Origin of the sequence: Kluyvera sp. EC_51 (genome assembly GCF_019584505.1) — a bacterium.
Classification (GTDB): domain Bacteria; phylum Pseudomonadota; class Gammaproteobacteria; order Enterobacterales; family Enterobacteriaceae; genus Kluyvera; species Kluyvera sichuanensis.
Genome location: NZ_VDAG01000017.1, coordinates 1 through 11855 on the forward strand (window position 1 = coordinate 1; position 11855 = coordinate 11855).

The window sequence follows — 11855 nt, forward strand, 5'->3', positions numbered from 1 at the left end:
CGGCCCACAGAATGATGTCACGCTGAAAATGCCGGCCTTTGAATGGGTTCATGTGCAGCTCCATCAGCAAAAGGGGATGATAAGTTTATCACCACCGACTATTTGCAACAGTGCCTTCCATAGCTACTCCTTAAGAAACACCCATGAAAAAGATTAACATAAAGTGCTCTTATGCAGGGGAGGCGAGAACTAAAAGTGTGTTCTGGAAGGCTTAAAATATATTTGCAGTTATTGTGAGCCGAAATCTGCGCTGATTGCGAGTCGGAGAGGTTTCGATTGCGAGCCGCTACAATTAAGATGGATATCCACTTCATCTTCATAAAATACCGGATGCTCTGCGCCGCATTCGTCCAGCGCTTTATGGATTGCCGCCATCTTTTCATCTTTATACGGGTCACGGATACGCAGAGTTGGCGCTGCCCTGCGCCACACAAGCCCCGCGGATGGCAACCAGCGGCGAACCGTTCCTGTATGTAACTGACAGCCGGTTATCTCATTGATTTTTACAGCCAGAAGTTCTGTACTCCAGCGTGAGCGTTGGTAGCCAAAATCGCCGGGAGCGTGTTTTACCAGCTCACGTAATAACGTGCAGATATGCTCAAACGGCCAGCGGCGGGAACGCCCTGCGGGTAATGATTTCAAACCTTCAACACCCGACAGTGTGAACCAGTTAATCCAGCGCCCGACGGATGAACGAGCACAGCAGAGCGTTCTGGCAACGTCGCTGACGCGGTCGCCCCGATGCAGCATCAGCATGGCAGTCAGTCTGCGGGCATAATTTTTATCGTGCGTTTTATGGATTGCTTTCTGCATCAGGCGTCGTTCATCACGGGGAATTGGTGCTATGATCGGCATCGCTCAGTCCGGTTGGTGATTTGTTTTGATTTGGCGATTGATCAGATCGCACAATCCGGGCTGAGTTCCCTCAAAGTGATCTACTATTCCGCGCAGCTATTTAGCAATTATCAATACACTTCAGGAGGCCAGCCAATCTCATGTTGTCATTGCATGCACACCGGATGGTGCAGTGGTTCGTTCAGACGTCCCTCAGCGGCTGAAGGATAAAGTCAGACGTTCCTACGCGCGCATGATAGAGACAGATGATTTCAGTATAGTTAAAAGTGATTTTGTAAAAATTACAGTGTTTGATGTGCAGCTATCTGTGGGGAGTTTGTTACGATAGTGAGCTCCAGCTCTTCAGGAATGAAATCCACCATAGCCAGATACGTTGATCCCCCGTCAATAAAAATACAGGTGCGGGGTTTTATTAACTCCGCACACCGCCTGGCAACAGCATCTTTCTCCTCGACACTGCGCGTTACGCGTGTCTCGAAATTAGCTGATTGCTTAAACTGACTGACTGCCCCTCCATACACTTTTTTGCATAGCCCTTTGCGGGCCATTGCCTGCAAATCTCTCCGTACTGTGTGCTCAGACACTCCCAGTTGAAGGGCAATATCGGTACCTACGACCCTGCCAGTTTGCTGAAGAAGTTGGTATATCAAGTCCTGCCTCTGCTCAGGCAATGAATCATAATCAATCATAAAACCACCTTGAAATTAACACAACCTTTCACAACATAACACAAAGAAGCATAACGCATGTATGGTCATCATACATGCGTTTTTGGAAGAACTCGTAATTTTACAATCTTGAGTATGAGTTTGAAAATCATGCATGAAAATGTTTATGAAGACGAATTTGAAGAGAAAGTAGCCACGTTTATTAGACGTCAACTAGTTTTGCCGCTTGCGGATGCCATAGACACTGTAGTTGTCGTCATACACCCGCTGTATTTCCAGTTTCCGTTGGTCATCACGGCGTTCACGCTGGCTGCGTTTTTCTGAATGCTGGCGGTATTTACAGTGCCGGTAGTATGTCGACGGGGGCGATATTCAGCTTATGGCATACCGGTCCGACCCCGTGGCTACTGCTGAGGATATCCAGCAACGGCATTATTTTTTCCACAGATGGTCGAACTCCGCCTTCGTAAAATAAGCTGAGGCCTGCCGCAGAATATCGTTGCTGCGACGCAGTTCACGAACTTCCTGTTCCAGCTCTTTGAGACGCTGACGCTCGTCGCTTGTGAGTCCACCGGCACTCGTATCGCGTTCATGCTGACGCAGCCAGGCTCTGAGCGAGTCAGGACTGCAGCCTATCTTCGGGGCAATGGAATTTATGGCTGCGTATTCAGAGTGATACTCACTGCGCTGCTCCAGCAGCATTCGGACAGCCCGCTCACGCAGTTCTGGTGGATAACGGTTGGCTCGTTTGGATGTCATTTCGGGTCTCCTTTCACTGAGAGTTTAGTCTCCCGAAACCCCGGTACGGTTCAGTCCTGCCTTGAAAGCCTGATGACGGGGGGAAAGTTCCTTTTTGTAAGTGAGCAAACATCGACTGTACCCCCTGCCTCTTCATGTTCAATCTTGATTTTTGATTGTTAAATGCGCACCAGATTTCACCTCTGTAGGGTAATCAAAAATGCTCAGTTATTATTTATGCCGAAACTGCAGCGTTGCGGGCAGGTAGCGTTGTAGCGTTTCGGGCGTATCGCCCTCGATCAGTTGGCTTATCAGATCGTAGCAGTGCCAGGCCAGCTGGCGGTTATCCTGCTGTATGGTATCGATACGCAGCGACAGCGAATCATAAAGATAGTGATCGTCAAAGCTCGTCAGATGGATATCAGAGTCGAGTAAATGGTGCTGGCTCATATAGCGCAGTACCCCTTCGAGCAGTCCGCAGGCGGCGGTGAACAGCGCCTTAGGCGGCCGCCCAAGGCGCGCGCAGAGTGCGGCGAACATCTCATAGCCTGAGCTTGGGTGGTAGTTACCGTTGATCACCCATTCCGGGCGCAGTGCAACACCCGCCTGAGCCAAACCCTGCGTGAATCCGGTCAGACGATCGCGGGAAGGTGACAGACGCGACTGACCGCCTAAAAACCAGAACTCATCGCTATGCTGAGATGCGATGCGGGAAATCAGTTCCGCCGTTGGGGTAATCGAATCAGTCATCACCAGCGGCAACACGCTTTCATTAGGACAACGGTCAAACAGCACCACTGGCAGCTGTTGGCTGAGCTTGAGATAGTCGGCATCGTTGTGTATACATGAAGCGACGATCAACCCATCAACCTGGCGGGCAATCATGTTATTGACCACCACGCTCTCCTGACCGGGGTTTTCATCAGTACAAGAGATCAACAGCTGGACGCCTGCTTCGCGGCACAGCATCTCCAGTTCATGGGAAAAGACCGCAAAGCCGTGGTTGGTGATCTCCGGCACCACCAGTCCGATGGTGTGGCTGCGGTTGTCGCGCAGCGAGCGGGCGTGAATGCTTGGCTGATAGTGCTGCTTACGGGCAATCGACAGCACGCGCTCACGCGTTTCCTGCGCCACTCGCAGCTCCTTGCCACGACCGTTCAGTACCAGGCTGGCGGTCGCTTTGGAGACGCCAGCCTGTTCGGCGATATCTTTAATGGTTACGCGTTTGGTTTTCATTACGACGCCATGAGCCTGAAGCAAAACGCTTATTCTACCATGCAAGTTCGCAGCGGCCAGTAGCAGAATGCGTCCGGCGTGATGCCGGAGAACATTAGCTGCCCTGAACTGGCCGGGAAGTAGCGGCAGCTCATCACCCCTTCGCCGCCATTGATGAAAATCTCCGCGCTCGACTGGTCGATGAAAATACGCAGCGAGCGGACGTCTCCGCGCCAGTAACGATAATGCATCTCGTCGCTGGCGAGGCTGCGTCGGGCCAGGCAGATCCCACTGGCATCGCGCTCAAGGGTTAATACGCCGTCAAAATCGAGGCTCAACATATCGTCCCCAGTGGTTTGTAGAACGATTTCCATCGGTGCCAGCGGCAGGGCGTTCCCCGACCAGCCGTGCGCTTCGCCGCGCAGGGCGTTCAGTTCTCGTAGCGGACGCTGGTAGAGCTGACCATTGATAAACTCCAGCTCACGCAGGCAGGTCATCTGATGGATCCAGCCGTTGGTGAGGGTCGGCTGAAGCATCTCTTCGCCCTCCGGCACGCCCATCCAGCCGACCAGCAGACGGCGGCCATCACTGGTACGCATGGTTTGCGGGGCGTAGAACTCAAACCCGGCGTCCAGTTCGTGCAGTTCGCCGTGGCTGAAAGCGCCAGCAGCGTAATCAAACTCACCCGCCATCCATACTGCCGGGTAGGTGTTCAGGTAGCGATCTTCCTCGCGGGCAATCCCCTGCGGACAGCAGATTAGAATATGCTGGTCGGCGAGAGGAAAAAGATCCGGGCACTCCCACATATAGCCGACGTCGTCGAGGCCATTGATGCCGTGGCCGGCGATTTCACCCACCTTCGTCCACTGATGGAGATCCGCAGAGCTGAACAGCAGCACCTTGCCGCGCTTTTGCCGATCCTGCGCGCCCAGCACCATGTACCAGAGGTCTTCATGTCGCCAGACTTTCGGATCGCGCACGTGGCCGGTGTAGCCCTCCGGCAGCGGCAGGGCCGGGCCGATTTTGCGGAAGGTGCCGTCAGCGTTTTCCGTTGCCAGGCACTGCCAGGCGGTTCGCCCTCCGTCGGCAAACTTCACGTTGCCGGTATAACACAGAGTAAGCGTACCGTTGTTATCCACCGCGCTGCCGGAGTAGCACCCGTTACGGTCATACTCTTCGTCCGGCATCAGCGCAATGGGCTCATGCTGCCAGTGCAGCAGATCGGTGGAGCTCCAGTGCGCCCAGCACTTAAACGTATGATCACAGGCGAGCGGGTTCCACTGATAGAACAGGTGATAGCGTCCGGCAAATTCAACAAAGCCGTTGGGGTCGTTCATCAGTCCGGTCACCGGCGCATGATGCCAGCGGGGATAGTGGCTATCGGCCAGCGCGCGCGGCTGGCCTTGCATAACGGCCTGCAAAATCGCAGGCAGGCGGGATGGAAGTGACATTATTCAGCGTCCGTGTTGTATTTCAGTACCAGGGAGACGACGAAGGCAACGCCAAAGGCGATAACCATCCCGATAATATAGTTCAGCAGCGAGCTGGCCTGCACGATAGCCATGCCGGGGATTGCCGTCAGACCTACCGCGGTCATATAGACGTGCACCGACACCACCCACGCGCCGCCCGCCGCGCCACCGATAAGCGCCGCGATAAACGGTTTCACAAAGCGTAGGTTAATACCAAAAATCGCCGCTTCAGTGATGCCCAGCATAGCGGAAAACGCCGACGGCAGAGTAATGGCTTTAATTTTGGCGTCTTTGGTTTTAAACCATACCGCCAGACAAGCACCGCCCTGGGCGACGTTGGCCATCGCCCAAATCGGCAACAGGAAGTTGACGCCGATGGACGGATTGCCCAGTAGCCCGGCTTCAATGGCATGGAAGCTGTGGTGAATCCCGGTAATGACGATAACCGAGTAGAGGCCTCCAAACAGCAGTCCTGCCAGCCAACCGGCGTGTGTAATCAGGGTGCTAAGGATAAACGAAATTCCGTCGCCGAGGGCGCGACCAGCCGGGCCGATAATCAGCAGGGCGATAAAGCCGGAAATAATCACCGTCAGGAACGGCGTGAGGATCAGATCCAGCGCGTCGGGGATCACACGACGCAGCTGCTTCTCAACGATGCTCATAAACCACACTGCCAGCAGCACCGGGAACACCGTGCCCTGGTAGCCGATCATCGCAATCTCAAGGCCGAAGAAGTTCATGCTGTGGAAACCGGCAGCTACTCCCCAGGCGTTGGTGAGCGCCGGGTGGGTCAGTATGCCGCCGAGTGTCGCACCGAGATAAGGGTTACCGCCAAACTCACGGGCGGCGGTGAAGCCAATCAGGATCGGCAGAATAATAAATGCCGCCGAGCTGCACATATCCAGAATGATGTAGATGGCGTTGCTCGAGTCGACCCAGCCGTAGGTTTTGACCATCCCCAACAGGCCCATCAACAGGCCGGAGGCGACGATAGCCGGGATGATCGGCACAAAGATGTTCGACAGCAGACGGGCGATGCGCTGGAAAGGATTAAGCTTTTTCGCCGCGATGTCGGCAGCTTCCGATTTGCTGGACTCGCCAATCCCTGCCGCGAGGATAAAGGCGGCATAGACTTTATTTACCACCCCGGTGCCGAAGATAATCTGCATCTGCCCGGCGTTACGGAAACAGCCTTTAACCCCTTCAATTTTGCCGATGGCCTGCTGATCGGCCAGGGAATCATCGACCAGCACCAGGCGCAGACGCGTGGCGCAATGCGCGGCGCTGGCGATATTTTCTTTGCCTCCAAGAAGTGGAAGCAGCGAGCGGGAAATCTTTTCAAAATCCATAGTACCTTCTTAAAGCTTAAAAATTTTTATGTTGTCGTCCCGCGTTCACGGGAGCGCTTTTCTGCGTCTTAGTTGAATCCGGGGTGACAAAGATGCTCTGCCCCCCGGCTATTCCTGTCATCAGGCGTAAGCCGTCAGAACCAGGTTTCCATCTGCACACCGAAAGACCATTCGCCGCCCGAGTTAAAACCGTCACTGCCCAGGGCGTCGTCGCTGGCGTAATTATTCAGTTTTTTGCTCCAGTCCATCCAGGAGGTGTAGAAACGAATCTCCGGGCGACTGAAGAAATCACCGATACTACCGACCTTAAATGTCGGGGCGAAGGTGAGCTTGTAGAAGCTACCGTTCACCGCCTTACGATCGTTATAACCTTCGGGTTTAAGATCCATGTACTGGTAGCTGCCTTCGTAGGCGAGAGCGAAATTCTGATTGATCGCCTGAATCAGACGCAGGTTGAATGTTGCCCACTGATAGCTGTCGCCATCGGCATAGCGGTCTTTACTGCTTTGCGCCAGCATTGCCGGAGCAACAGACCAGTTTTCAATGAGCGGCGTGGTGCCGTAGCTGGCAATGCGCCATGTGTCGGCTCCCGGACGAAGTGCGCCATCAGATCCGATACCTTTAACCTCTGCGCCCAGACCATGACCATAAAGCAGAGCGGTTTTACTGCTACCGTCGCGCAGGCCGTAGAAACTGTCGTTATGCAGGCCGAGTAGCGCATGCACGCCGGTGTTTGCCGCATCGCCTTTTACCAGATTGCCGTTGCTATCTTTACGCTCGTCGTTATCCTTCGCCCGCAGACCGCTGAACATCATCTGCAGCGGACCTGCGAAGTGATTCATGGTGAGGATATAGTTCTGCACGCTGTTGCTGGAATCATCAATGTCGCCGAAGTTACGCCCGTACAGGGAGAAATTACTCCGCAGGCCGTCGTTCCACTTCACGTCATAGATACCGCCACCGGTACCGGCGAGGAACACGACGTCAGAGTCAATCCAGTGAATATCAAAGTTGTCGCGGTCGAAACGTTTCCCGGCCCACAGGGTGGAGCCCTTAAATGGCCCAGCGAACGTCGGCAGGTTACCCAATTCGACAAAGGCCTGACGAACGTTCAGATCGCTGGTGCTTGCAGTCCAGTCGTTATAAGAGGTTTGCCCGTCGGCGACCATCACCTTAAAGCGGGTCGTGGCCCCATTATCCAGGGTCTGCTTATGTTCAAGATTCATTTCAACATAGGTATCGGCCTGGTTTCCCAGACGGCCGATAGCTCCGCCGGTTTCCCCTGCCGGCGTTATGTAGGCTCCGGATTTGGTGCTGGCGCCGGAATCATTCATTATCACGCCGGAGCGGGCGTAACCGTGAAACTCAAAGCCGCTTTTGTCATCGGCTTTTTTCTCAAGTCTGGCGGTACGCTGAGCCACTTCCTGAGTCGAGTCCTGGTTTTTTTTCTGCTGCGCGGTGAGTTGCTGAACTTTTTTCTCTGCCATCCCGGCGCGGTTTTCCGCCGTTTGCGCCCTGATTTCTGCCTCCTGCAGGCGTTTTTCCAGCGCGTTGAGTCGGGCCTCAATGGTGCTGATGTCCATTTGCGCGTGGGCTGAGGCAGCGCCTGTTAGCAAAGCGATAAGCATCGCAAGTGTGCTTTTTCTGTACATGCTGTTGGCATCCCAAAAGTAAAAATGAAAAATGAAAATTTTTGCTAAACCGGTTTAGTAACTATGTTAAGCCCGACCTTTATTTTTCTTAAAACAAATATGCTAAACCGGTTTAATAAATGTGAAGCATGCAACAAAGTGAGCCGCGCATAGTGGCTTTAAGGATTAAAACTGACGGTTGAGATCGCGCTGATAGGGCAAGGCGGTCATCGCGCCTTTGGCTGTGGTGGCCAGGGCGCCGCAGGTCTGTGCCAGCGTGAGTGTCGGTTCCAGTGCGGTCATGTCCGTTGGCATCCCGTTAGCCGCAAGGCTGGCGAGCAGTCCGGCGACAAATGCGTCTCCCGCGCCGGTGGTGTCCACGCTGACCACAGGCCGGGCGTTGAAATGGGTAAACTCCTGCTGAAACGCGGCAAGCACCCCCGCTTTGCCCCGGGTCACCAGTAGCAATTCCGGCTGGTAGCGCTCCGTTACGCTGGCGATCCCCTGTGCTAAATCATTACTGCCGCTGATGAAGACCAGCTCCTCTTCCGATAGCTTTACCACGTTGGCCATGTGCAAAGCGCGATCGAGGCAGGCTTGCAGCAAGGCCTGATCCTGCCAGAGATCGGGACGAATATTAGGGTCAAAGCTGATCCGACCGCCGACAGACTTGATGTTCTCCATAGCTGCGAAGGTAGCACTGCGGCTGGGCTCGGCACTGAGCGCGATGGAGCAGACGTGCAACCACTGTCCGGCGGCAAACTGTGGCAGGTCTTCTTCAGCCAGGAACAGGTCCGCGCTGGGGCGTACCATAAAGGTAAAGGTGCGTTCCCCCTGGTCGTCAAGGTCGACGACCACAGTGGACGTGCGGTGCTGATCGTCGAGATACATATGGCTGACGTCGACCTGCTCCTGTTGCAGGGTATGACGCATGTAGCGGCCAAACGGGTCACCGCCGACGCGGCCGATAAATCCGCTGTTGCCGCCAAGGCGGGCAACCCCTACCGCCACGTTAGCCGGCGCGCCTCCAGGGCACTGCAGCAGGCGCCCTTCGCTCTCCGGCAGCAGGTCCACCACCGCGTCGCCCAGAACCCAAACTTTTGCATTCATGCTAAAACCCTCCAAAGCTAAACTTCATTAAACCGGTTTAGCATATTAAATCACAGTTACAGAGTGGGTGGAACGTTACAGCCGGAAAAGCGCGGCTCAGGGCATAAAAACGTGAGCCGCCTTACGAAATAGCGTTGATTCGACAGCTGTGAAGACTTACGTCCTGGACACAAATGGATCCTGGATAAATTAGCCTGCACCTTGAAGGAATTCTTCTGCTTTATCTTATTGGGCTCCGTTTGGGAAACGGGTGATGCTGCCAACTTACTGATTTAGTGTATGATGGTGTTTTTGAGGTGCTCCAGTGGCTTCTGTTTCTATCAGCTGTCCCTCCTGTTCAGCTACTGACGGGGTGGTGCGTAAGTAAGCGTCGTCTCAGCACCGTCTGGCAGATCCTGATATTCCTGAGAGGATAGTGGACACCAAATATGGTGGACGCTATCCATGAAATCATTAACCGCAGTGCGTAAAAAAAGCCCTAATTATCCCGTTGAGTTCAAAATCAAAATGGTTGAACTCTCGCATCGACCAGAGATCTCCGTAGCGCAACTCGCTCGTGAGCATGGGATCAACGATAATTTGCTGTTCAAGTGGCGCCAGTACTGGCGCGAAGGAAAACTACGTCCTCCTTCAACAACAGAAAACAACGTGCCTGAGCTGCTCCCGATAACACTTGATACCGAAGATGTTGTCCCTGCAACCTCCCCCCGGTCACAACCTGTAGCTGCTGCGGCACCTGAATCACTCAATATCAGCTGTGAAGTGACGTTCCGGCACGGATCACTCCGTCTGAATGGTGCCATCAGCGAAAATATCCTGAACCTGCTGATACGGGAGCTCAAACGTTGATCCCATTACCATCAGGGACAAAGATCTGGCTGGTCGCTGGCATCACCGATATGAGAAACGGCTTCAACGGCCTGGCGGCAAAGGTGCAGACGACGCTGAAAGACGATCCGATGTCAGGTCACGTTTTTATCTTCCGTGGGCGTAATGGCAGTCAGGTAAAGCTCCTCTGGTCTACCGGCGATGGACTGTGTCTGCTGACCAAACGGCTGGAGCGCGGCCGCTTCGCCTGGCCGTCAGCCCGGGATGGCAAAGTGTTCCTCACACCGGCACAGCTGGCGATGCTCCTTGAAGGTATCGACTGGCGGCAGCCTAAAAGACTGCTTACGTCACTGACTATGTTGTAGGCCTCTTTATCCTGGTCGACGCTGAATGAGCCTGGTAATATACCCGGTATGAACAGCTTACTTCCTGACGATATCGATGAACTGAAACGTCTCCTTGCCGAACAGGAGGCGCTGAACCGTGCCCTTCTGGAAAAGCTGAACGAGCGTGAACGCGAAATAGATCACCTGCAGGCGCAACTGGATAAGCTGCGCCGGATGAACTTCGGCAGCCGCTCCGAAAAAGTCTCCCGCCGTATCGCGCAGATGGAAGCCGACCTTAAGCAGTTGCAGAAAGAAAGCGATACCCTTACCGGCCGGGTGGATGACCCGGCCGTGCAGCGCCCGCTGCGGCAGACCCGTACCCGCAAACCGTTCCCTGAATCACTTCCCCGTGACGAAAAACGGCTGCTGCCGGCAGCGTCATGCTGCCCGGAATGTGGTGGTGCGCTGAGTTACCTGGGTGAAGATGCCGCCGAACAGCTGGAGCTGATGCGCAGCGCCTTCCGGGTTATCCGGACAGTACGTGAAAAGCATGCCTGTACTCAGTGCGATGCCATCGTGCAGGCCCCCGCGCCTTCACGTCCCATCGAGCGGGGTATCGCCGGACCGGGGCTGCTGGCCCGCGTGCTGAGTTCAAAGTATGCAGAACATACCCCGCTGTACCGGCAGTCAGAAATATACAGCCGCCAGGGTGTGGAGCTGAGCCGCTCACTGCTGTCGGGCTGGGTGGATGCATGCTGCCGGCTGCTGTCACCGCTGGAAGAGGCGCTTCAGGGCTATGTCCTGACCGACGGTAAACTCCATGCCGATGACACCCCGGTCCAGGTGCTGCTGCCGGGCAATAAGAAGACGAAGACCGGGCGGTTGTGGACGTATGTTCGTGATGACCGCAACGCTGGATCAGCAGTCGCGCCGGCGGTGTGGTTCGCTTACAGCCCGGACAGAAAAGGCATCCACCCTCAGACCCATCTTGCAGGGTTCAGTGGTGTGCTGCAGGCCGATGCGTACGCCGGGTTCAACGAGCTGTACCGCGATGGCCAGATAACGGAAGCCGCCTGCTGGGCTCACGCCCGCCGTAAAATCCACGATGTGCACGTCCGCACACCGTCGGCGCTGACGGATGAAGCCCTGAAGCGTATCGGCGAGCTGTATGCCGTTGAAGCGGAGATAAGGGGAATGCCGGCGAAGCGACGCCTTGCAGAACGTCAGCAAAAAGCTAAACCGCGGCTGAAATCCCTGGAAAGCTGGCTGCGTGAAAAGGTGAAAACGCTGTCGCGACACTCAGAACTGGCGAAAGCGTTCACGTACGTACTGAACCAGTGGCCGGCGCTGGCTTACTATACTGACGACGGCTGGGCCGAGGCAGATAACAACATAGCTGAGAATGCGCTACGGATGGTCAGCCTGGGCCGCAAAAACTACCTGTTCTTCGGTTCGGATCATGGAGGAGAGCGGGGAGCGCTGCTGTACAGCCTGATCGGGACATGCAAACTGAACGGAGTGGAGCCAGAAAGCTACCTCCGTCACGTCCTTAACGTCATAGCGGACTGGCCGATAAACCGGGTCAGCGAACTACTCCCCTGGCGCGTAGCACTGCCAACTGAATAACACATCCCCGTCAATACGGTTCTCGCTGCACGCTTAC

Annotated in this window: 9 protein-coding genes, 3 pseudogenes and 1 other annotated feature; of the genes and pseudogenes, 4 read left to right on the forward strand and 8 right to left on the reverse strand. The window is 54.9% G+C overall.

The window, feature by feature from the left end:
* Positions 1-291: 291 nt before the first annotated feature.
* From FHC49_RS05480 to FHC49_RS05515, 8 genes and pseudogenes are all read right to left on the reverse strand, one after another.
* A pseudogene (locus FHC49_RS05480) lies at positions 292-855 on the reverse strand (IS630 family transposase); the annotation flags it as partial.
* Positions 856-1151: 296 nt separating this feature from the next.
* Positions 1152-1544: pseudogene (locus FHC49_RS05485) on the reverse strand (DeoR/GlpR family DNA-binding transcription regulator); the annotation flags it as partial.
* 204 nt (positions 1545-1748) lie between these two features.
* Positions 1749-2282: pseudogene (locus FHC49_RS05490) on the reverse strand (transposase); the annotation flags it as partial.
* Positions 1885-2001, reverse strand: a sequence feature (AL1L pseudoknot). Its footprint overlaps the pseudogene before it by 117 nt.
* 210 nt (positions 2283-2492) lie before the next feature.
* Positions 2493-3497 (reverse strand): LacI family DNA-binding transcriptional regulator, encoded by a 1005-nt coding sequence (locus FHC49_RS05495; protein ID WP_220439110.1) that lies wholly within the window; start codon positions 3495-3497, stop codon positions 2493-2495.
* 29 nt (positions 3498-3526) lie between these two features.
* Entirely contained in the window at positions 3527-4927 is a 1401-nt protein-coding gene (locus FHC49_RS05500) for a sucrose-6-phosphate hydrolase (RefSeq protein ID WP_220439111.1), read from the reverse strand.
* On the reverse strand, positions 4927-6297 hold the full coding sequence (locus FHC49_RS05505; RefSeq protein WP_220439112.1) for a sucrose-specific PTS transporter subunit IIBC: 1371 nt from the start codon (positions 6295-6297) through the stop codon (positions 4927-4929). The genes FHC49_RS05500 and FHC49_RS05505 overlap by 1 nt, the downstream gene beginning before the upstream one ends.
* Positions 6298-6431: 134 nt before the next feature.
* Positions 6432-7949 (reverse strand): carbohydrate porin, encoded by a 1518-nt coding sequence (locus FHC49_RS05510; RefSeq protein WP_220439113.1) that lies wholly within the window; start codon positions 7947-7949, stop codon positions 6432-6434.
* Between the two features lie 165 nt (positions 7950-8114).
* On the reverse strand, positions 8115-9038 hold the full coding sequence (locus FHC49_RS05515) for an aminoimidazole riboside kinase (protein ID WP_220439114.1): 924 nt from the start codon (positions 9036-9038) through the stop codon (positions 8115-8117).
* 304 nt (positions 9039-9342) lie between these two features.
* Between FHC49_RS05515 and FHC49_RS24620 the strand changes: the two genes are divergently transcribed.
* From FHC49_RS24620 to FHC49_RS05535, 4 genes are all read left to right on the forward strand, one after another.
* Complete coding sequence (locus tag FHC49_RS24620) at positions 9343-9405, forward strand: IS1 family transposase (protein WP_139061271.1); 63 nt, start codon at positions 9343-9345, stop codon at positions 9403-9405.
* A 77-nt stretch (positions 9406-9482) separates the two neighbouring features.
* Positions 9483-9887 (forward strand): transposase, encoded by a 405-nt coding sequence (locus FHC49_RS05525; protein ID WP_000839182.1) that lies wholly within the window; start codon positions 9483-9485, stop codon positions 9885-9887.
* A complete protein-coding gene (tnpB, locus tag FHC49_RS05530; protein WP_000612626.1) occupies positions 9884-10231 on the forward strand; it encodes an IS66 family insertion sequence element accessory protein TnpB in 348 nt (115 codons plus the stop codon). The genes FHC49_RS05525 and tnpB overlap by 4 nt, the downstream gene beginning before the upstream one ends.
* 48 nt (positions 10232-10279) lie before the next feature.
* Positions 10280-11818: an IS66 family transposase gene (locus FHC49_RS05535; protein ID WP_008786790.1), complete on the forward strand. Its 1539-nt coding sequence runs from the start codon at positions 10280-10282 to the stop codon at positions 11816-11818.
* The last annotated feature ends 37 nt before the right edge of the window (positions 11819-11855 follow it).